The sequence below is a fragment of the Acinetobacter sp. Swhac1 genome, assembly GCF_013390985.1.
Taxonomy (GTDB): domain Bacteria; phylum Pseudomonadota; class Gammaproteobacteria; order Pseudomonadales; family Moraxellaceae; genus Acinetobacter; species Acinetobacter towneri.
On record NZ_JACASN010000007.1, the window covers coordinates 1 to 21,244 of the forward strand.

General features: G+C 41.8%; 18 protein-coding genes and 1 pseudogene. 11 read left to right on the forward strand and 8 right to left on the reverse strand.

The features are described from left to right. Nucleotides 1–108: 108 nt before the first annotated feature. The 3 genes and pseudogenes from HX743_RS04925 to HX743_RS04935 all read right to left on the reverse strand — a co-directional run bounded on the left by HX743_RS04925 (nt 109) and on the right by HX743_RS04935 (nt 2,543). The gene (locus HX743_RS04925; protein ID WP_178318702.1) at nt 109–1,125 is read right to left on the reverse strand and encodes an LLM class flavin-dependent oxidoreductase; all 1,017 of its coding nucleotides are present in this window, start codon (nt 1,123–1,125) and stop codon (nt 109–111) included. Nucleotides 1,126–1,348: 223 nt separating this feature from the next. Then, nucleotides 1,349–1,873, reverse strand: coding sequence for a hypothetical protein (locus HX743_RS04930; RefSeq protein WP_104852121.1), 525 nt, complete (start codon nt 1,871–1,873; stop codon nt 1,349–1,351). Nucleotides 1,874–2,118: 245 nt separating this feature from the next. Next, nucleotides 2,119–2,543 (reverse strand): annotated as a pseudogene (locus HX743_RS04935) (glycine zipper 2TM domain-containing protein). Nucleotides 2,544–2,929: 386 nt separating this feature from the next. On the opposite strand from HX743_RS04935, the gene prfA reads away from it, so the two are divergent. Both prfA and prmC read left to right on the forward strand, forming a co-directional pair. Further along, nucleotides 2,930–4,018 (forward strand): peptide chain release factor 1, encoded by a 1,089-nt coding sequence (gene prfA / locus HX743_RS04940; protein ID WP_004973192.1) that lies wholly within the window; start codon nt 2,930–2,932, stop codon nt 4,016–4,018. Then, nucleotides 4,018–4,848 (forward strand): peptide chain release factor N(5)-glutamine methyltransferase, encoded by an 831-nt coding sequence (gene prmC / locus HX743_RS04945; protein ID WP_131260809.1) that lies wholly within the window; start codon nt 4,018–4,020, stop codon nt 4,846–4,848. The genes prfA and prmC overlap by 1 nt, the downstream gene beginning before the upstream one ends. Before the next feature lie 114 nt (nt 4,849–4,962). On the opposite strand, the gene HX743_RS04950 is transcribed toward prmC, so the two are convergent. From HX743_RS04950 to HX743_RS04960, 3 genes are all read right to left on the reverse strand, one after another. After that, a complete protein-coding gene (locus HX743_RS04950) occupies nt 4,963–5,874 on the reverse strand; it encodes a bestrophin family protein (RefSeq protein ID WP_004973196.1) in 912 nt (303 codons plus the stop codon). A gap of 203 nt (nt 5,875–6,077) precedes the next feature. Further along, the gene (locus tag HX743_RS04955) at nt 6,078–6,428 is read right to left on the reverse strand and encodes a hypothetical protein (RefSeq protein WP_104852119.1); all 351 of its coding nucleotides are present in this window, start codon (nt 6,426–6,428) and stop codon (nt 6,078–6,080) included. A gap of 260 nt (nt 6,429–6,688) precedes the next feature. Further along, nucleotides 6,689–7,714: an AraC family transcriptional regulator gene (locus HX743_RS04960; protein WP_178318657.1), complete on the reverse strand. Its 1,026-nt coding sequence runs from the start codon at nt 7,712–7,714 to the stop codon at nt 6,689–6,691. A gap of 142 nt (nt 7,715–7,856) precedes the next feature. Between HX743_RS04960 and HX743_RS04965 the strand changes: the two genes are divergently transcribed. From HX743_RS04965 to HX743_RS05000, 8 genes are all read left to right on the forward strand, one after another. Next, nucleotides 7,857–8,627, forward strand: a complete 771-nt coding sequence (locus tag HX743_RS04965) for a 3-hydroxyacyl-CoA dehydrogenase (protein WP_178318658.1) — start codon at nt 7,857–7,859, stop codon at nt 8,625–8,627. Between the two features lie 148 nt (nt 8,628–8,775). Continuing rightward, nucleotides 8,776–9,912, forward strand: a complete 1,137-nt coding sequence (locus tag HX743_RS04970; RefSeq protein WP_178318659.1) for an acyl-CoA dehydrogenase family protein — start codon at nt 8,776–8,778, stop codon at nt 9,910–9,912. A gap of 276 nt (nt 9,913–10,188) precedes the next feature. After that, the gene (locus tag HX743_RS04975) at nt 10,189–11,835 is read left to right on the forward strand and encodes an AMP-binding protein (RefSeq protein WP_178318660.1); all 1,647 of its coding nucleotides are present in this window, start codon (nt 10,189–10,191) and stop codon (nt 11,833–11,835) included. A 255-nt stretch (nt 11,836–12,090) separates the two neighbouring features. Next, on the forward strand, nt 12,091–12,801 hold the full coding sequence (locus tag HX743_RS04980; protein WP_004973205.1) for a hypothetical protein: 711 nt from the start codon (nt 12,091–12,093) through the stop codon (nt 12,799–12,801). Between the two features lie 163 nt (nt 12,802–12,964). Then, a complete protein-coding gene (locus HX743_RS04985) occupies nt 12,965–13,693 on the forward strand; it encodes a HesA/MoeB/ThiF family protein (RefSeq protein ID WP_136144394.1) in 729 nt (242 codons plus the stop codon). A 58-nt stretch (nt 13,694–13,751) separates the two neighbouring features. Then, nucleotides 13,752–15,050, forward strand: coding sequence for an AarF/ABC1/UbiB kinase family protein (locus tag HX743_RS04990; protein WP_096900942.1), 1,299 nt, complete (start codon nt 13,752–13,754; stop codon nt 15,048–15,050). A gap of 152 nt (nt 15,051–15,202) precedes the next feature. Next, complete coding sequence (folB, locus tag HX743_RS04995; RefSeq protein ID WP_004973210.1) at nt 15,203–15,583, forward strand: dihydroneopterin aldolase; 381 nt, start codon at nt 15,203–15,205, stop codon at nt 15,581–15,583. Next, complete coding sequence (locus tag HX743_RS05000; RefSeq protein WP_178318661.1) at nt 15,540–15,977, forward strand: 2-amino-4-hydroxy-6-hydroxymethyldihydropteridine diphosphokinase; 438 nt, start codon at nt 15,540–15,542, stop codon at nt 15,975–15,977. The genes folB and HX743_RS05000 overlap by 44 nt, the downstream gene beginning before the upstream one ends. Nucleotides 15,978–16,299: 322 nt before the next feature. Here HX743_RS05000 and coq7 read toward each other — a convergent pair whose 3' ends face one another. Together coq7 and HX743_RS05010 are read right to left on the reverse strand one after the other, a co-directional pair. Next, nucleotides 16,300–16,935, reverse strand: a complete 636-nt coding sequence (coq7, locus tag HX743_RS05005; RefSeq protein WP_004973212.1) for a 2-polyprenyl-3-methyl-6-methoxy-1,4-benzoquinone monooxygenase — start codon at nt 16,933–16,935, stop codon at nt 16,300–16,302. A gap of 4 nt (nt 16,936–16,939) precedes the next feature. After that, on the reverse strand, nt 16,940–18,259 hold the full coding sequence (locus tag HX743_RS05010; RefSeq protein ID WP_178318662.1) for an MFS transporter: 1,320 nt from the start codon (nt 18,257–18,259) through the stop codon (nt 16,940–16,942). 175 nt (nt 18,260–18,434) lie between these two features. Here HX743_RS05010 and HX743_RS05015 point away from each other — a divergent pair, with 175 nt between their 5' ends. Beyond that, entirely contained in the window at nt 18,435–21,239 is a 2,805-nt protein-coding gene (locus HX743_RS05015) for an autotransporter assembly complex family protein (protein WP_178318663.1), read from the forward strand. The last annotated feature ends 5 nt before the right edge of the window (nt 21,240–21,244 follow it).

Below are 21,244 nucleotides of genomic sequence, written 5' to 3' on the forward strand. Positions count from 1 at the left end.
AAATACAAAATAATTCGGTAATATGATCCATTGAAAAGCCTTGTTTTATAACATTTTGTCTTGAGAACCAATATGTTACAAATACAGGGCTTTTTTTCTACTCTTTTTTTATATCGAACTCAGGTTATCTAACTTCATTTGCATGAGCAAATCAAAGTTATGTAAGCGTTTTTCTGTGTCATAGATGTCACAGGTAAAAATAAACTCATCGACATCATACTTCGCCAATAAGTTTTCCAATCCTGCTTTGACAGTCGCCTTTGAGCCAATTTGCGCCATGGCATAAAAACTATCAACTGACATTTTTTCTGCAGGTGACCATAAGCCATCCATACTTTCGACTGGAGCTTTGAGTTTTAGGCTTTGTCCACGCATTAAACCTAAAACACGCTGATAGGCACTAGTCGCCAAAAATTCTGCTTCTTGGTCGGTATCTGCAACCACTGTTGGCACACCCATAGACACATAAGGCCGCTCTAAATATTCTGAAGGCTCAAAATTGTCACGATATAACTGAATGGCTTGAGCAAGCATACGCGGGGCGAAGTGTGAGGCAAATGAGTAGGGTAGTCCTAATTTTGCAGCAAGTTGTGCGCTAAATAAACTTGAACCAAGCAACCATACAGGAACGTGTGTCCCTTGTCCTGGCGTAGCAACAATACGTTGTTGTGGTTCAGCATCTTTAAAGTAATGCAAAATTTCTAAAACATCTTGCGGAAATTGATCTTCAGTTTCCTGTCGCCCACGACGCAGCGCACGCATGGTCACTTGATCTGTGCCTGGTGCGCGACCTAAACCGAGTTCAATACGGTTAGGATATAAAGTCGCTAAAGTTCCAAACTGTTCAGCGACCACTAACGGTGCGTGGTTGGGGAGCATAATACCGCCAGAACCGAGTTTAATTTTTTGCGTATTTGCTAATAAATAACCCAAAAGAACTGCGGTTGCTGAGCTGGCAATGCCATCCATATTATGATGTTCCGCCAACCACAAACGGTCATAGCCGAGTTGTTCTGCGTGTCGTGCTAATTCAAGTGCATGATGCAGTGAAAACTGTACTGATTGATCATCACGTACAGGTGCGAGTTCAAGAATGGCAAATTTTGTATCTTGCAGGGAACGCATCATTTATTCCAGCTTGATTAAAGAGAGTTTTATCATACGATGCTGCACTGATTTTGTATATCGAAAATTTTCGATATATGGGCGAGTCATGAGATATTGCCATTTAACAACGCGCGACATTCATCCAAAAAGCACGCTTTATAAAAAAACATTTATCCAAGCAAGTAGTCAGCAAACAAAAAGCACCCGAAGGTGCTGAAGAAGTTAGAAGTATCGTGAGAAATTAACGACGTTTACCATTTTTATAGTGACCTAAATGTAAGCCATTGTCTTTGCGGTAACGGTCATTATAACGGTAGTCATTGTAGCGATAGCCACGGCTATCATAGCGGCGGTCATAACGATCATCGTAGCGTTTGTTGTCATAGCGGTCATCTCGACGGTCTTCGCTAACTTTTTGACCTAATACTGCACCACCTGCAGAACCGAGTCCTGCACCGACATAGCCACCATTGTTGCCTGCCATATTGCGACCAACGCTATATCCACCTGCACCGCCCAAGGCAGCACCAATCATGGCACCGTTACGGTCACGTTTATTGGCAGAAGCTGCAGCACCGCCCGCACCACCAATGGCTGAACCAATCATCGCGCCTGTTTGTCCACCCATTTGTTGACCAATTGCTGCTCCGACAGCACCACCCAAGGCAGAACTTACGGCAACACGTGTATCGTTTGCATGCGCAGTACTCATAAGCAAGGCAGAACTTGCGATAACGCTACCCAATAAAATACGATTAAGTTTCATGCGGATGCTCCAAATATTGATTAATATGTTTTGTAATGAAGATATAGAAACAGATGGCAAAGATCGTGAAGGGCAATGAGGTAAATCTGCAAAGTTTGGTAAAGACTTTGTAATTGCACTGCTAAATTTCTTCATATTGATTATGGTCGTTTTTTTGAACTGATATATGAAGAAAAATTAATCCTATAAAAAAGCATCAAACCTGTGTTGATGCTTTTTTACTGCTCTATGCCTATCGTTCAAGATTAACGACGGTTGCGTTTTTTCTTCCATTTACGTTCTTGATAGCGGTCATATTCTTTATCTTTCGAGATTTTATTGCCGAGTGCTGCACCACCTGCTGCACCTAAAGCTGAACCAATATAACCACCATTGGTACCGCCCATATTTTTACCTACGGTATAACCCGCACCACCACCCAAAGCACCACCAATTGCAGATTCAGTACGATGACGCTTATCACTCGCCAGGCTGCACCACCAGCACCGCCTAAGGCAGCGCCTAGTGTTGCACCCGTAGTACCACCCATATTTTTACCAATAGCTGTACCTGCAACACTGCCTAAAGCACTGGCTGCGGCAACGCGCGTAGTATTGTCTGCATAAACGTTGGCACTGAGCATTGAAGCTGTGGCTAAAGCTGCTGTCATTAACATTGCATTAAGTTTCATGTTGAACTCCATGTCCATTTACAGGACTTATTTATGATCAATTTTGATGGGCTCAATTTAACAAAGCGCCGCTTTTAAAATGTGGAGAGTGCAGACGAGATTGGTGTTCTTTGGTGTGGGCTTTGTATGAGTTTGATTAAAACTGCTAAAAAAATGTCCAAATGCGGATGCTAATTGCGGTACTTGGTGAGTTGTACATTCACCGCAATGCACAGCATCATTAAGCAGAAATACTGCTAGAACATCTGCAGATAGGCATTTCAAACATCGTACAGACTTAATAATGATGTTATTTGGGTGGTAGAATCGGTAAACTATGCGCAATTTTTTATTTCGCTGTGCTGCGTGTTGCATGTAACAGCCTTTGCATTGAGATTTTTTAAACAATGAAAGAATCGTTACGTTTACGATTAGATCAGCTTTCTGACCGCCATGAAGAATTGACTGCTTTGTTGGCAGATGTTGAAGTGATTTCAGATAACAAGCGTTTTCGTCAATTATCACGTGAACACAGTGATTTAGACGAAATTACGGCAGTGTGGTCACAATACACACAAGCCGAAGCCGATATTGAAACAGCCGAAGCAATGTTGTCTGATCCTGACTTTAAGGAAATGGCGCAAGAAGAAATTAAAGACAATAAAGCGCTGATTCAGCAACTTGAAGCTGACTTAAATATTTTAATGATTCCAAAAGACCCGAATGATGCCAACTCGGCTTATTTGGAGATTCGCGCAGGGACAGGTGGCGATGAAGCCGCGATTTTCTCGGGTGACTTATTCCGCATGTATAGCAAATATGCCGAAAGTCAGGGCTGGAGAATCGAAATTTTATCTGAAAATGAAGGTGAACACGGCGGATATAAAGAAGTCATTTGCTTGGTGAATGGCGAAGGCGTGTATGGCCGTTTGAAGTTTGAAAGTGGTGCGCATCGTGTGCAACGTGTTCCTGCGACTGAATCGCAAGGTCGTGTGCATACATCAGCGTGTACTGTGGCAATTTTACCTGAAGTAGATGTAGACACCACGGTAGATATTAACCCTGCCGATTTGCGTATCGATACCTATCGTGCTTCGGGTGCGGGTGGTCAGCACGTTAACAAAACCGACTCTGCCGTGCGTATAACCCACATTCCGACGGGTACTGTGGTGGAATGTCAGGAAGAGCGTTCACAGCATAAAAACAAAGCGAAAGCGATGGCGTTGTTGGCATCACGTTTGGAAAATGCCAAACGTGCTGCAGCAGATGCAGCAACTTCAGAAATGCGTCGTGATTTGGTGGGTTCGGGTGACCGTTCTGAGCGTATTCGTACCTATAACTATCCGCAAGGACGTATGACAGATCATCGTATTAACCTGACTTTATATAAGTTGGATGCGGTGATGGAAGGTGATTTAACTGAACTACTAGATAGTCTGCATCGTGAATATCAGGCAGATCAGTTGGCGATGCTTGCTCAGCAAAACGGTGGTTAATGAATATTGCACAAGCCTTGGCGCTACGTGGTGAAGTCGATAGCTATGAGCGTCAAGAAAATATTTGGTTGTTAGAGCATTTTTTAGGACTCAGTGCGCTTGAATTAAAATATCGTGCAGATCAGGAATTGAGTGCCGCGCAAGAGCAGATGTATGTGCAGGCTTTGGCACGTATAGCAGCAGGCGAGCCTTTGGCGTATATCACAGGTTCACAGCCATTTTGGACACTGGATTTAAAAGTCACGCACGATACTTTGGTGCCACGTCCTGATACCGAGGTTTTGGTCGAAACTGTGTTGGCTTTGTCATTACAACGTGATGCTGTAATTGTCGATTTAGGCACAGGTACAGGGGCGATTGCTTTGGCTTTAGCATCTGAACGTCCAGATTGGCAGGTAACCGCAACCGATATTTACCTGCCAACACTTGCAGTTGCTCAAGAAAATGCAAGCAAGCATGCTTTAAATCAGGTGCAATTTGCCTGTGGTGCATGGTTTGAGGCATTGGGTTCAGCAGCCGAGCCACGTTTTGATTTAATTGTATCTAATCCGCCGTATATAGATGCTAATGATGCACACATGTCTGCTTTGGCAGCAGAGCCTGAACGTGCATTGGTGGCAGCAGATCAGGGTTTGGCAGATATTCTGCAGATTATTTCGCAGGGTAAGCACTGGCTGAAAGCAAATGGATGGATTGCACTAGAGCATGGCTATGACCAAGCTTTAGCAGTGCAAGCGATTTTTGCAGAACACGGTTTTTCTGACATTCGTACAGTCAAAGATTATGCAGGCAATGATCGGGTGACTTTAGCACAATGGCTTGCTGGCTGATGTGTTATATCAGTTAAAAATCTTGTGAGATCTATTTATCAGCTTGCAAACATAGACGAATGATTAGCAAAGTTTAAGTGCAAGACCAATTTATGAGCCTCAACTCAACTGATGTCAGCTTAGGTTGCCTTTCACTGCCAAAATTGCAGGTGGCAGTTCTTCGCCAAGTGAACTCAGCATTTCCCGTTCAATTAATCGCACCATGGAGTTGAGCGGTAAATCATTGTCTTGCAGGCCAAAAGGTTCTTCAAGTTGTTCGCTGAGAGCATCTAAACCTAAGAATAAATAGGCAATTAAACCCACCAAAATTGGTGTCCAGATTCCTAAACTTGCTTCTAAACTAAAAGGCAGAATAAAGCAGAAGCAATACACAGTGCGGTGCAACAAGACTGAATAAGAAAAAGGCAAGGGTGTGCTGAGAATTCGATCGCAACCTGCTTGCACATTACCCAATTCAACAATATGTTGATTCAAGCCTTGATAAATAATATCGGAAATTTCACCTGTTTTCAGTGCGCTGACTAACTCTTTTTGAATGCTTTCTAAAATAAACTGTGCGGCATTAATATGCGGAAATAATGCTTCATAATCTGCAGATGTGAGGTTGACTTTGTTTTGATAAAAATCGATAGGTTGGTTTTGATTGCGTAAACGGTTACGCAATAAATTACTAAACAACATGACCCGATACATCAAGACCCGACGCTGTTGATCTGGCAGTACGTATGAGTCACGTGAAATATGCCGTGATGTTGCAATTAACGTCCCCCACAATTTTCGACCTTCCCACCAACGTTCATAACTGGCGTTATTTCTAAAACTGAGGAAAATAGACAAAATAATACCGAAAATGGTAAAGCCAATGGCTGGTACGCTCGGCACTTGAAAAAAGTGGTGAGAAGACAAATACACTAAGACCGTAGAAAGGAAGACCACAATTGCAAGTGCAGGTAAGACCGTGGGTAAAATTGTCCCATACCATGCAAACAGTAGGGTAAAACTGTTGTTTTTATTGCGAATAATCATCTTGATGCATCCTTGAAGCTGTCCTTAGTGTTTCATAGACAAACAACGCTTGGCAAGATGATAGCTAGCTTTTGATTCAAAAAGCAGCAAGCGGCTTAAAGTCAATTTTTCTTATTTATTATTGCAACAGCCAATAAAAAAGTGATGCCATGAAGACATCACTTTTTAAATACTTTCAGCAAATGAATACCCGAAGTTTTAGTTTACATCGGGTAATCTTGCAAACAGTCAGGAATTTCAACTTGTGCCAAACTGTCTGTTTCTAAAGCCAAACATAGCGCAACAATTTTAGCGGTATCGCACAGGTGTTCATCTTTGAGAGCCAAACCCGCTTGCAAAGATTGTAAATCTTCTTGGCAAATATCTAGGGCTTGCGCTGCTTCAAGTGCATCTTCACGTTTGAAAAACGCAGACATGACATTACGTAACTGCTCTTCTGAGGTATTTAGAATACTTTGATTGAGTAATTCATCTAATTGGTCAGAAGCTTGGTTGAGGGAGTGAGAGAAATTTTGAACTAGATTGTGTTCAAGTACATCCATCATCTTAAGCATGGGGAAACCTCCAAAGATGCTCGTACATTTAATATTACAGGGGGAGTATGACAGCCGAATTGCATAAAATTTATGCTTTAAATTGATTGAAAAGTAAACTAAATTTAATACTTTGACAATGCTGTGCCGATGAACGACCAGTTCACTGCTAAACCTTGAAATCACAGCTTTGAGTTTTCTTTTATAATTAAGTTGTTTGTAAAATATACAAGATAGTGGCTGAGTAGTAGGTGATAAGTCACGCAATTATGAGCGTTCAGTTATGTGCTTTCAGTATATTGTCGATATGCCCCAGGATTGACCCCTGTCCATTTTTTAAAGGCACGATGAAAAGCACTAGGATCATGGAAATTTAATTGATCGCTAATCTCTTGAAGTGATTGTTGGGTTTTGCTCAACAATTCGATTGCCGTATCTCGACGGATTTCATTTTTTAATTGCTGATAGCTAGTGCCTTCCTGCTTTAAACGCCGTTGGAACGTCGCTTCAGACATATTGAAATGCTGGGTTAATTCGTTCAGCTCTAACCATTCACTCGGCGGCAATCGCATTAATTGTTTACGAATTTTATGACTCAGCGCATGTGGGTTTTTATAACGCACTAAAAGATTAAAAGGCGTTTGTTTTAAAAAGCGTTTCCAGCTTTTTTTATCCTGCTTGATGTTTAAATCAAGATGTTTTGCCTCAAAATAAATCTTATGCGTTGTACACGCATATTCAATTTGGTCACAGAAACGGACACGATAATCAGCATCATCCTGCGGAGCAGCACATTTGAGTTGCATGTTTAAAATAGCGATACGTTGTCCTGTCAGCCAGCACATCAAGCCATGAATCAGCATTAAATAAGTGGCATAACTAAACATCGGTTTCACTTGATCTTTATCGTGAATGGTTAAGATTGCATATTCACCATCTACGTTTAATTCACCTGAAAAATCATCCAGTATTAAATTAAAGAAATTTAAAATGTCCTGTAATGCGGCCTTTAAATGCTCTGCTTGGTACACCCATTTAGACAAGAGTTGATAACTGCCACGACGCATAGCATGGCTGTCCATGCCAAAAAATTCATCGTTCATGGCATCTGCCAGTGCAATCCACAATTGACCATATTGCAGAATTGACACCCTCGCTTTGTTGGAATGTAACAGCTCTGCAGGAATACCCGCCGTCTGCAAAATCGCATGCGTATCCATACCGCGTTGCTGTGCAGTATGCAAAGCTTCATGGACTAAAGCAATTGAAATTGTACCTTTGCTGTAAGTGAGCTGAGTTGCATTCATGGGATGGCGTGGTATTCCATTTACAAGTTGAGTGTTCAAATACATCATAGTCGATGCAGGGTTTGGTAATTGTACTCTAGCTTGAGTGTGATTAATCTGTTTCTTAAGTTGTATCAACCTGAAAATTTATAAGGAAAATAAAATGAAAATTCAAGGAAAAGTCTGTGTGGTCACGGGTGGTGCATCGGGTTTAGGCGCTGCGACTGCACAACATTTAGTTGCGCAAGGTGCAAAAGTTATTTTGGTTGATATGAATCAAGAACTTGGGCAGCAGCTTCAACAGCAATTGGGCGAAAATGCAGACTTCGTAGCTGTAGACGTGACCGATGAAAACCAAGTACAGCAGCTTTTTAACCATATTGAGCAAAAATACGGACAGTTAAATGGTTTGGTGAATTGTGCAGGCATCGCACCGTCTGCCAAAGTCTTGGGACGTGATGGTTTGCATGATTTGGCGATGTTCCAAAAAGTGCTGAATATTAATGTCACGGGCAGTTTTAATATGATTCGTTTTGCGGCACAACTGATGGTGAAATATGACTTAGCCGCCAATGAAGAAGAACGTGGCGTGATTGTGAATACTGCTTCGGTTGCAGCATTTGATGGGCAGATTGGACAAAGTGCGTATTCTGCATCGAAAGGTGCAATTGTGGGGATGACGCTGCCTTTGGCACGTGAATTGGCACGTGAAGCCATTCGGGTGATGACGATTGCCCCTGGTATTATGGAAACCCCGATGCTGAAAGCATTTCCACAGCATGTGCAAGATGCTTTAGGGCAAATGGTGCCATTTCCACCACGTTTGGCAAAGCCTGAAGAATTTGCGCAATTGGTGGGTCATATTTTTGAAAATGGTTATTTAAACGGTGAAGTGATTCGTTTGGATGGCGCAATTCGTATGCAACCGAAATAAGTTATGACGATGCTATCTCCATAAAATAGCCTAAGCAAAAATTCAAGTATTGAAAAACTGGATACTAAAAAATCGTTGCAATACAGCACAAGGATGTTGCGCGCATTTCTGACAAAAACAACATCTACCATATACACAGAGGGTCACCATGATTTTAAGCCATGAACAAAAAATGATTCAGGATATGCTGCGCAGTTATGCACAGGAAAAGCTTAAGCCAACTGCAGCAGCACGTGATAAAACTGCTGAATTCCCTGCAAAGGAGTTAAAGGAACTAGGTGAGCTAGGTGCTTTGGGCATGACCGTTGCAGAAGAATGGGGCGGTGCAGGTTTAGATTATGTATCTCTCGTTTTAGCCTTAGAAGAAATTGCTGCGGGTGATGGTGCAGTTTCAACGATTGTGAGTGTGCAAAACTCATTGCCATGCGGAATTACACAACGCTACGGCACAGAGGCGCAAAAACAAAAATATTTAACTAAACTGGCAACAGGCGAATGGTTAGGCTGCTTTTGTTTAACTGAACCACAAGTCGGCTCTGATGCCAGCGCGATTGAATGTAAAGCTGAAAAAGATGGCGAGGATTGGGTTTTAAATGGCACCAAGCAGTTTATCACCACAGGCAAATATGCAGATGTTGCTTTAGTTTTTGCTGTAACGGACAAAACTGCGGGTAAAAAAGGCATTTCCTGCTTTTTAGTCCCGACGAACACACCAGGTTATATCGTGGCACGTTTAGAAGACAAAATGGGACAGCACTGTTCCGATACCGCCACCATCGTGTTGGAAAACTGCCGTATTCCTGCAGAAAACCTATTGGGGCAAGAAGGTGAAGGCTACAAAATTGCACTCTCTAATTTAGAGTCGGGGCGTATTGGTATTGCCGCGCAATCGGTGGGTATGGCGCGAGCAGCTTTAGATGCAGCCGTGGACTATGCCAATGAGCGTAAAGCTTTTGGAGTTGAAATTGTGCAACATCAGGCAGTCGCGTTTCGCTTGGCAGATATGGCAACACAGATTGAAGCTGCACGACAGCTTATTCTACATGCCGCAAGCCTCAAAGATGCAGGCTTACCGTGTTTAAAAGAAGCATCTATGGCCAAGCTTTTTGCTTCAACCATGGCAGAGCGTGTGTGTTCAGATGCGATTCAAATACATGGGGGCTATGGCTATGTATCTGATTTCCCAGTTGAACGTATTTACCGCGATGTGCGCGTTAGCCAAATTTATGAAGGTGCATCCGATATTCAGCGTTTGGTGATTGCACGTGAAGTGACTAAGCGTTAAAGCTGAGTATCTAAAACTTTAGTCGGTGTCCAAAGCTTGCAAGGTTATTGCAGGATATGGAAATTGAGAAAATGTTCAAATCATGTTTAGCTAACTTGATTGAAAAATACGCGAAGATCATGTCGTGATTGCGTTGCATGATCGACTTCAACACAGCAAACCTAATTTAAATTTTAAAGAGCGATTCAATCCTAACTTGTAAAAACGGTTAAAACAATAACGCATATTGCTGCAAATGAATTGCAGTGTCATCAGTTTAAGACGGAGCTTAAAAGAATGAAAACTTTGCAAGATGCATATCAGGCTTTTGACCTAGAGCGGCTCATTCAAACCCAATTGGCAGGAACGCCAACGGCACTTAATGCCTATGAAGAATGTTGCGGACGCTATACGGGTACTCAACAAACTGCCTTAATTTGGGAAGGCAAACACGGTCAAACTGCATCGTGGACATTTGATCAACTGGCAGAAGCATCTGGAAAATTGGCAAATTATTTTACTCAACTGGGCTTAAAAGCAGGTGATTGTATTGCAGGATTATTGCCGCGTACGCCTGAATTGTTAATTACGGTTTTTGCCACATGGCGCATTGGGGCAGTGTATCAGCCTTTATTTACAGCCTTTGAATCTAAAGCGATTGAGCACCGTATTCAAACTGCAAAGGCGCAGCTCATTGTGACCAATACTGAGCAGCGTCCAAAACTAAATGCCTTGTCTAATGTGAAAATTTTAACTGTGGACGCAGCAAATCAAGCTCAAAACCATGATACAGATTTTTGGCAAGTTCTAAGCACTCAAGACACTTACTTTGAAACCGTGTATCGCAGTTTTGAAGATGATTTTCTGATGATGTTTACATCAGGCACTACGGGTTTAGCTAAATCTGTACCTGTGCCTTTAAAAGCCATTGTGGCATTTAAAGGTTATATGCAGCATGCAGTCGATTTAAGAGCAGAAGATTCATTTTGGAATTTAGCCGACCCTGGTTGGGCTTATGGCTTGTATTACGGTATTACAGGGCCACTGAGTTTGGGGCATAGCATTATTATGGATGAACGTCCATTTAGTGTTGATCATGCACTGGAAATTATCCGTAAATATCAGGTGAGTAATTTAACAGGTTCACCAACCGCATTTAGAATGTTCTTTGGTTTTAAAGAAAAGTTTGATGGTGATATTCAACGACATCTGCGTGTGGTTAGCAGTGCAGGCGAGCCGCTCACACCAGAAGTGATTCATTGGTTTAAGCATGATTTACAAGTCAATATTTATGATCAATATGGACAAACCGAATTGGGGATGGTGATTGCCAATCATCATGCACTGGAACATCAGAAAAAAGTAGGTTCTGCGGGTTATGCTATTCCCGGACATCGTTTCGCGGTTTTAAATGCACAGCATCAGGAAGTCGCTCACGGCGAAATTGGCACACTTGCACTGGATGAATCACAATCGCCTTTAATGTGGTTCAAAGGTTACGATGGGGATGACCGTAAATCATTTGTGGGACAGTATTATTTAACGGGTGATACGGTACGTTTAAATGAATTTGGTGGGATTGATTTTATTGGTCGTGCAGACGATGTCATTACAACTTCGGGTTATCGTGTCGGGCCTTTTGATGTAGAAAGTACTTTGCTTGAATGTGAGGAAGTGCTTGAATCCGCAGTAATTGGTAAGCCAGACCCAGAGCGTACAGAAGTGGTAAAAGCCTTTGTGGTGTTAAAAAATCAATATCAACCAAGCACTGCATTGCAGGAAAAGCTGCAACAGTATGTGCGTTCACGCTTATCGAAACATGCCTATCCTAAAGAAATTGAATTTGTCAGCAGTTTGCCTAAAACATCCAGTGGAAAAATTCAGCGTAATTTATTGAAGCAACAAGAAATTGCAAAACAAAATGCTTTTAAAAAAGTGAGCTAAATTCAGCCAATAGGCCCTGTTAATTATTGCGCCATAAGAAAAACGCCATTCATACAGATTGGCGTTTTTTTAAATCTGTATTCTTTATTTAAACCACCCGATTATGCAAGCACGAACTCAATCGATAGAAAATGTGTGCATCATATTGGTGATGTGATATTTTCAACTTTATGCTGACACAATGAACAAGGCTGCATGTACTTCGATTACGATAAAAGCATGTAGGCAGCGCAATACATATTGGGGGAGAACATCATGGTAACAGCTCATTTAAATTTCACGCAGCCGTCAAAGCGGATATTTACGAAGTCGATATGGATGGGCGCAGCTTTACTGTTGTGTGCCTCTGGCAGTTATGCACAAAACTGGAACCCAGCGCCAACTGCTGAAAGTACAGCCTATTCCAGCTATCCAGCAGCAAAAACGCCACAAAAAAATTATGCAGTCTTTGCCGAATACGCCAATTTTGAAGCAGATTTTGACAGTGGCGATACAGTAGAACTAGATGGTTTTGCTTTGGGTGTTTCCACCACGCCACATCGCTCAGGTTTTTATGGCAGATTGGAATTCTTAAAAAACAATGAATACGATTTGGATTATTATGAATTCAATATGGGCGGGAATTTAAACCTGATCAGCTATCATGGTTTTTATTTCAATACATACGCAGGTCTAGGTTATAGCGGCGCAAGTTCAAAGCTGCTTGCCAATGATGTCAATTTTGTCACTTTACCTGTGGGCGTAGAAGTCGGTTTGAACTTTGTTCCTGATTTCTCGATTTACGCCACTGCCGGTTATAAATGGTTATATGACAGCACCTCGAATACCACCTGTAAAGATGGGACAACCTCAGACAAAGTCGGGAATACGGCATGTTACTGGAATGGTGGAATTGCCTATTATAATGAATATATAGGCGATGCCGATGGCGTTACTTATAACGTAGGCATGCGGATGCACTTTTAAGCAAGTCGTTGCACATCTCCATCTGTTCAAATACGCAACAATTCAACCGCCGTCATGGCGGTTTGCTTTGAATACCCGTTATACTTGGCGTTTTGGTTTTGCAGAATAGGGCATTTTCTTGGAAAGCATATTCGATACTCAGTTGGAATTGAGCGATGCAGAAATGCATCTATATAGCCGACAAATTTTATTGGATGGCTGGGATATTGAAGCCCAAGAAAAATTAAAACTGGCCAACGTACTTGTTGTGGGGTGTGGCGGGATTGGCTGTTTAAGCGCAGAATTACTTGCACGTGCAGGCGTGGGAAAAATCACTCTGATTGATGCTGATGTGATTGAAACCAGTAATTTGCAACGACAAATCGCCTATACCCCCGCAGATTTAGGCTTTTATAAGGCCGAAATTCTCGCAAAAAGATTAATGCAAATTAATCCTTATATCGAGATTGTTTGTTTAACCACGCTGTTAGATGCGCAAAATGCAGGCACTTTAGTTGCCCAACAAGACCTAGTTTTAGATGGTTGTGATAATTTCAGTACCCGATATTTGGTCAATCAATATTGCCGACAATTGAATGTACCTTTACTCAGTGCCTCTGCCATTGGTTTTCAAGGGCAAATGTTTATGGTTGAAGGTGACTCTGCTTGCTATGAATGTCTGTTCCCGAAAGAACAACATGCCAATGAAAGTTTGCGCTGCGCTGACAGTGGCGTATTGGCAACCACTCCCAACGTCATGGCCAGTTTACAAGCGCATCATGCCTTATTGTACTTGGGTTTAGGCAACACCGCGCTGAAACAAAAGCTATTACTTTGGGATGGTTTAAGCATGAAACAACGCTTATTGTCGTTTGATCAAGACCACAACTGTCTAGTTTGTCAGGCAAGATAGCCTTTTTACTTGGCAATTTTTTGATAAACTCACACTACTTTAATATGACTCAGACATGATGAAAAATAATATCTGGTTAGATGGTTTACGTTCAGTTGCTCGCATGGGTGAAACTGCCGTAGTGGCAGCCAAAGCAGGCATTAAATATGCCACTGAAAAGCCAAGTAATGCCAAACTCATGCGCGAAACATTTGAATCTTTAGGTTCAACCTACATTAAACTTGGGCAGTTTATTGCCAGTACGCCGTCATTGTTCCCACGTGAATATGTAGAAGAATTTCAAGGTTGTTTAGACCAAACCCCAACTTTACCGTTTAGCTATGTGCAGCAAGTATTGGCATCTGAATTTGCAGGGCGCAATTTAGATGAAATATTTGCCTCAATAGATGAAAAGCCTCTAGCTTCAGCATCTATTGCACAAGTACACGCTGCAAAATTGGTGAGTGGCGAAGATGTGGTGATTAAAGTGCAAAAACCGGGTGTAGAAACTATTCTCTATACCGATTTAAACGTCTTGCACTGGGCGACTAAACTGCTCGAAAAAGCAGTACCTAAAGTCAAATTTGCGTCATTGGCCGATATTGTCGAAGAAATCAAAACTCGTATGGTGCGTGAAGTCGACTTTATTGAAGAAGCGCGTAACCTAGATGATTTTATTAATTATCTGAATTTGACCCAAAACAAAAAAGCCACTGCACCTAAGGTCTATCATCAATATTCCACCCGTCGCGTATTGACCATGCAGCGTTTGTATGGCGTACCTTTGACCGATTTTGACGTGGTGAAACAAGTATCTAACGACCCATCGCAAGTATTGATTACTGCCATGAATACATGGTTCGGTAGTTTGATGATGTGTAACAGTTTCCATGCCGATTTACACGCAGGCAACCTGATGTTGCTTGAAGATGGGCGTGTCGGCTTTATTGATTTTGGTATTGTCGGACAGCTAAATCCTGAAGTGTGGACTGCTTGTATGGCCTTTATGGATGCCTTGCAAAATACCAACTACACGCTTATGGCGGAAAATATGCTCAAAATGGGCATGACTGACACGCAAATTGATACTCAGGTTTTGGCAGCAGATTTAGAGCGTTTATTTAGTGGCGTATTGCTGGCTGATCCTCAAGAATTGCTGACTTCTAACCCTGCAGATTTAAATGACATCATGCTTGATATGGTTGCTGTGGGTGAGCGTCATGGGATTCGTTTCCCACGTGACTTTGCTTTACTGTTCAAGCAAATGTTGTACTTTGACCGTTTCATGCGCGTTTTAGCACCTTATACCGATATTTATGCCGATCAACGACTGCAGATGGTACAAAGTATTGATCCGAATTTGTTGTTAAAGCATTAATTATCCATATTGGGCGAATCAAGCCTTCTGGTTGCATATTTTAAAGCCACTGATCTTTTGTTTTATGAGTTCAGTGTGGCTTTAAAATACGGCAAATATCCCTTTCAATAGACAGAGATAGAAGGATTTAAAATGAAATATAGAGTGTGGTCATGGATGCAATTATCATTGAAGGCTTAAAGGTAGAAACAGTCGTCGGCTGTTTTGCATGGGAGCGTCAGATTCAACAACCGCTTATGTTGGATTTGATTATTGCCACCAATTTAAGCCAAGCTGCAGCTTCAGATGAGTTGCAAGACACGCTCAATTATGCAGAAATTTGCAGCATTTCAGCGCAAGTGATTCAGCAGGCTGCGCCCAAATTGATTGAGCATGCCGCACAATTGGTATTGGATGCACTTTTTACGACTTTTGCCGCCATTGAATCCATTACCATCACCATTCGCAAACCTGCCATTATTCCAGAAGCCAATTCTGTAGGAATTCGTCTTGAACGCCACCGAAACGATTTTTGCCCTCGCTCTGGCGAGTAACTGCGAAGCACCGCGTCAGTTTAAAAATGCCTATCAGCAAATTGCTGCATTGGGTGAAGTGCATTTTTCGCACATTTATCTGATTCCATGCCGTGATGGAATTGGTGCAGACTATTGGAATTCTGCTTGTTTGCTAAAAAGCCGTTTAAGCTTTGAGCATCTAAACGTCATCCTTAAGGAATTGGAAGTTGCAGCAGGGCGTGTGCGCCCATCGCATGACATTCCGCTGGATATTGATATTATTGCGTGGGGTGAAAATTTAGCTCAAATGCAATTCAATCCGAAAAAACTGCCACTGGCTTTAGATGTTAAAATTCCAATGTGGGATATTTGGCAAGATGAGGCTTTTGTGCATCCAGAGCATGACTACCCAATTGTGAGTTGTGAAGAATAAATCAGCCAATAAAAGGGGTAGATTCGTACTACACATCTTTAAATTTTGGCTGTGATCTGTGATCTGTGATCTCGTTTCGGTTAACATCACCGTGTCATATCTTTCTGATATATTTGTATGAAAAACCATCAAAAACAATATTTTTCTGTATTTATACGGCTTTGCACTTAAAAAATATCCACAAAATCTGCGGATAAATCTTGGGATAACTCAAAATCGGCTCTTTCTCTGTTATTTTTTGATCGTTTTAATCGAGATGTTTTCTATTCCAATGACATAAAAAAACGCCCACAATTGTGAGCGTTTAAGTGTTATCAATTCATTAAATATAATAACTGGTCTTGGTCATGAGCTTGGAAATCGCAGTCATGGTCAAACGTACAGGTACAGGCAAATCTACACCACCTGCTTTGAGCGCCGTATCGCGATGATGCAATTCATCTTCATTCATTTGGACTAGAATTTTACGTGAACGATCATCTTGTTCAGGCAATTGGCTAATATGATGTTCTAAATGCAAGCTGACTTGACGTTCAGTTTCTGCCACAAAACCCAAACTGTATTTATCGCCCGCAATACCTGCAATTGCACCCATCCCAAAAGACAAGCCATACCATACAGGATTAAGCAAACTGGTGTGACTGTCTAACTCTTTTAAGCGGTCTTCGCACCACGCCAAATGGTCTTGTTCTTCAATTGCAGCCTGTTCCATTTCACGACGTACATTGGGCAATTTCGCAGTTAAAGCCTGACCGTGATATAAGGCTTGTGCACAGACTTCACCACTATGGTTTACTCGCATTAAGCCTGCAACATGACGTGCTTCACTCACAGCCAATTTGGTTTCAACCGTATTGCCCGGGTTTTCACGTTGAGCCGAAGTTGTGCCAGGTACTAAACTACGTAAGGCTTGGTCAAATGAATGAATAAACTTGTCGATGCCTGTGTAATGACGCATGAAATTAATCCTCCAAAGAGTCCTGTGCAGTATCTAACATTGGCTTGAGCTTTAACAAGAGCCAAAAGGTGAAAACAGCACTTAAAACAGCCGTAATACTAAATAAAATTTTTAAATCAATTTTTAAAATGCTTAAAATTAAAATCGAAAAAATGGCAGATGACACCATAAATACCGCATTTAAAATATTGTTGGCTGCGACCACACGTGCGCGGTGCGAGCGAGGGGAATAGGCTTGCATCATGGCATATAAGGGTACAATGTAAAAACCGCCACTAATGCCGAGTAAAGTGATTGCGCACATGACATGATAATAACTCCAGTCTTGCTGAAAGACTTCGGCTAAGCCCAATAGCGCACCTGTTTTTTCTGGTACAAAAGCCAATGCGCCTGCCAAATAAAAAGCAAAGACGGTTAAACCGACTGCGCCAATAGGCACCATTTTAATATTGACCTCGGTACCGCCTATTTTACGGCAGAGCAAAGAACCTACGCCAATACCGACAGAAAAGAGTGTCAGTAATAAACTCACCACATTTTCAGAAGCATGCAAGTTTTGTTGAGTGAGCTGTGGAATTTGGGTTAAATACGTTGCCCCATAAAACCAATACCAAGAATTGCCCAATAATATTAGAAAAATCATCGGCAGGCTTTTGGCATATTTTAAAGTCTGGAAACTGGTGCGGAAAAAATTCCAGTCAATTTGAATGTCGGGTGCCGTGACGCGCTGCGTCAGCACAAAACGACTTGAGGCATAACCAATTAGTGCAATAATCACCACAGTTAAGCTAATCCAGACTAAATTGCCTGCAGATACCGAAATCACTGCACCGCCTAAAATCATCCCCAATAAAATTGCAATGGATGTACCTGACTGGAAAATTGCATTGCCCGACATCAGTTCATGCGGTTTGAGTACTTCAGGCAAAATGGCATATTTGATTGGGCCAAAAAAGGTCGATTGTGCGCCCATTAAAAATAAGGCAATCAGCAATAGCCACAAATTTCCTAAAATAAAACCAACGGTACCAATCAGCATGATGACAATTTCAAGCAGTTTGATGGCACGCACCAATTGGGCACGTTCATACTTGTCTGCTAATTGTCCTGCGGTGGCAGAAAAAATAAAATACGGCAAAATAAACAACAAGGCTGCTAAATTATTCAAGGTGCTGACATTTGCAGATTGCTGGCTAATCAGACCATAGGTAAAGACTAAAAGCAGCGCTTGTTTATACACGTTATCATTGAGTGCGCCAAAAAATTGAGTGAGAAACGTCGGCAAAAAGCGACGACTCCTCAACAAATGTTCATTTTTTTCCATGCGTGATTAACTTCGTTTAGTTTTATTAAGAAATGTGACCGCTTGATATAATAGTACAGAAAATCATGTATGATGTTTCAAGTCTTTTCACTGATGAAAAAATCAAATAAATTGGTGTTTGTACGCGGGTTCATTGGGGTTTTTCCATAAAAATTAAATCAGTTTAGAGTTTTTTATGCTTGTAAATACAAACTTTAAAAAATCAGTACTGTGTTCCAGTATGCATGCAATTTTATGCTGGAATATGCCGAAAAAGCTCGGACTAAGTCTGTTTTTAGGTTTAGTTGCATCTTCAAGTTTTGCAGAAAGTCTTACTGTACCCAATTCAAACGCTCAGCTTGCTGAAAATCCTGCACCGCTACAGACTCCAACTGCAGAAGAAGCACAAAATTTAGCTGCAGAAATTAAACAACTGGCAGCAGCACAAGGTAAAGACAGTGCCCAAGATCTACAAAAAATAGAAGAAGCTTTAGAGCAAGCGCAAACACCTGAATTTAATAGTCTAGAAATGCTGCAACAGCAACAACAGGCAGGGGCATCTTTTGCTGAATTTCAGCCTATCGAATTTGAAGACTTAGAAGATTTACCCATTGCACCTGTAGATCAGGGGCTTGCCAATGAAATTTTTCAGGTGGCAGAACAAGCCAAACAAGAAGCGATGCTAGACCGCAATGGTCAAGTGCCAGAAACGTTGGTTCAAGACGCAACACAGCAGGAGCTACTGCAAATTGATCAAGCGCCTGTAAATGTCGATCAGCTCATAACCAATATTCAGGCAGACAGTAATTTTGTAGTGGAAGCCAATCCTAACGATACCTTAATGACTGAATTGGGCTGGATGACGCAGGTCGAAAATGCCGATAAACTCGGTTTTTTCAGACGTTTACTGTATAAAGTCCGTCCACCGCGTGAGCTAAATACAGCCAAAGTGCCGCGTATTAGTGCAGATGTAGTCATTACCGCAAAAGGCGCCAATGGTACACAAAACTCAATTGGAGAGGTATCGCCCGATGCTTATCGTACAGCGGTAGATCAGTTAAGTGCCAATATTAAGGCCAAACTGTCCAGTTTTACCCAGGAGTCTTTTGCAGATTTTCCATCGGCATTGCCGCAACTGCGTACGTTGTCAAATCAGGCTGCGCAGGCGGTGGGTTTTTATAATGCCGAGTTTAAGTTTGAAAAACTCAGTGATAGCCGTGTGCGTGTGCAGGTTGTGCCAAATCCACCTGTGGCGATTAAACAGCAAAATATTGAATTTACAGGTGAAGGACAATACGAGGCACAATTTCAGGTTATTGGTGTCTTGCCTGATCAAGAAGTAGATGATGTGTTTAATCATGGTTTGTATGAGCAAACCAAAAAACGAATTACCGATGCCGCTTCAGATAACGGTTATTTTGACAGTTACTGGCGTTTGCATGACGTTAAAGTCGCTCAACCTCAAAATACAGCCGATATCAATTTACGTTATGAAACAGGCGAGCGTTATAAACTCGGAAATGTTGAATTTCGTATGAGCGATCCAAATCAAGAATTCCCTTTGGATATGGATATTCTGCAAAGTATGGTCACTTGGCAGGACAATGCTGACTATACTTTTTGGCGTGTAAATGGTTTGGCCAATAACCTCACCAACTCGCGTTATTTCAACTACACCTTAGTTGATACGATCCGTCCTGATCCTGTCGAGTATCCTTTGGAATTACCGCCTGATATTCAGGCTTTGGTCGATCAACAAAAACTCTCTGTTTACGATGCCACAGTCGTCGATCAAAAACGGGTGGTGTCATCTCAGGAAGTGACGCAATCTGTGGTGAATGAAGCTGAGTTTGCAGGCACAGAAGAAGGTGCGAGCAACGATAAGCTGCGCATGCTACAAGCACAGCAAGAAGACAAACAATCAGAAGAAGAACGCTTAAAACAGCAAGCACGCATAGACAAAAAAATTCCTGTGATTGTGTCTTTAAATGCAGACCGCTTAAATAGTGCCGAAGTCGGTGCAGGTTACGGAACTGACACAGGTGTGCGTTTGCGTGGGCAATATCGCCGTGCCATTGTCAATAAACGTGGTCACTCTTTCGATGCCAACTTAGAGCTTTCGCAAATTCGTCAAGCCATTGATGGACGCTATAATATTCCTTATAACCATCCCTTGAATGATTATGTCGCGTTGGTTGGCGGTTATGAGCGTGAAGAACGTGACGATGTTGCACAAGGTGGCGGCTTGATGATTGAATCTGCGGTTGCAGGTGTAGACCGTGTGATTAAAAACCCAATGGGCAGTTGGCAACATACTTTTGGCTTGCGTTATCGACTGGATCGCTTAACTGAAGATGGCACTGTATTTTTGGAAAAAGTGCCTGATGCCTTTATTGCCAATGGTGATGTCGAGCAACAATCGTTATTGCTTGGCTATGAAGTTTCACGTACCGACAGTAACCGTCGTGTTAACCCAAGCAAAGGTTTCCGCCAAATTTATAAAATAGAACTGGGGAGTGAATCACTGCTCAGCGATGCAGATTTAGCCATTCTAAATGCAGGTTGGCGTTTTATTTATTCATTGGGTGAAAATGACGATCATCAGTTTGTCGGACGCAGTGACTTAGGTTATATCTACACCGAAGATTTTAATAAAGTGCCTTATAATTTGCGTTATTTTACTGGTGGTGACCAGTCTTTACGTGGCTTTGACTACAAGTCTTTAACACCACAAATTGAAGGCTTTAAAATTGGAGGTCAGGCTTTGGCGGTTGGTTCATTAGAATATAACTATCAATTTAAAGAGGGGTGGCGCGCAGCAGTATTTAGTGATTTTGGTAATGCTTACGATAAAGACTTTAGCAACGACACCGAATATAGCGTAGGTTTGGGGGTACGTTGGGCATCACCAATTGGCCCAATTCGGATTGATGTGGCTTCTGGTATTTCAGATGATAACCATCCAATCCGTTTACATTTCTTTATTGGCTCTCAACTATAAATTTA

Coding starts and splice junctions, on each gene's coding strand:
- prfA (WP_004973192.1), top strand. CDS start 2,930: ATGAAAGAATCGTTACGTTTACGATTAGATCAGCTTTCTGACCGCCAT.
- HX743_RS04960 (WP_178318657.1), bottom strand. CDS start 7,714: ATGAATGCAACTCAGCTCACTTACAGCAAAGGTACAATTTCAATTGCT.
- HX743_RS04925 (WP_178318702.1), bottom strand. CDS start 1,125: ATGCGTTCCCTGCAAGATACAAAATTTGCCATTCTTGAACTCGCACCT.
- HX743_RS04930 (WP_104852121.1), bottom strand. CDS start 1,873: ATGAAACTTAATCGTATTTTATTGGGTAGCGTTATCGCAAGTTCTGCC.
- HX743_RS04970 (WP_178318659.1), top strand. CDS start 8,776: ATGATTTTAAGCCATGAACAAAAAATGATTCAGGATATGCTGCGCAGT.
- HX743_RS04965 (WP_178318658.1), top strand. CDS start 7,857: ATGAAAATTCAAGGAAAAGTCTGTGTGGTCACGGGTGGTGCATCGGGT.
- HX743_RS05015 (WP_178318663.1), top strand. CDS start 18,435: ATGCTTGTAAATACAAACTTTAAAAAATCAGTACTGTGTTCCAGTATG.
- HX743_RS04980 (WP_004973205.1), top strand. CDS start 12,091: ATGGTAACAGCTCATTTAAATTTCACGCAGCCGTCAAAGCGGATATTT.
- HX743_RS04985 (WP_136144394.1), top strand. CDS start 12,965: ATGCATCTATATAGCCGACAAATTTTATTGGATGGCTGGGATATTGAA.
- HX743_RS04955 (WP_104852119.1), bottom strand. CDS start 6,428: ATGCTTAAGATGATGGATGTACTTGAACACAATCTAGTTCAAAATTTC.
- folB (WP_004973210.1), top strand. CDS start 15,203: ATGGATGCAATTATCATTGAAGGCTTAAAGGTAGAAACAGTCGTCGGC.
- HX743_RS04975 (WP_178318660.1), top strand. CDS start 10,189: ATGAAAACTTTGCAAGATGCATATCAGGCTTTTGACCTAGAGCGGCTC.
- HX743_RS04990 (WP_096900942.1), top strand. CDS start 13,752: ATGAAAAATAATATCTGGTTAGATGGTTTACGTTCAGTTGCTCGCATG.
- HX743_RS04950 (WP_004973196.1), bottom strand. CDS start 5,874: ATGATTATTCGCAATAAAAACAACAGTTTTACCCTACTGTTTGCATGG.
- coq7 (WP_004973212.1), bottom strand. CDS start 16,935: ATGCGTCATTACACAGGCATCGACAAGTTTATTCATTCATTTGACCAA.
- HX743_RS05010 (WP_178318662.1), bottom strand. CDS start 18,259: ATGGAAAAAAATGAACATTTGTTGAGGAGTCGTCGCTTTTTGCCGACG.
- prmC (WP_131260809.1), top strand. CDS start 4,018: ATGAATATTGCACAAGCCTTGGCGCTACGTGGTGAAGTCGATAGCTAT.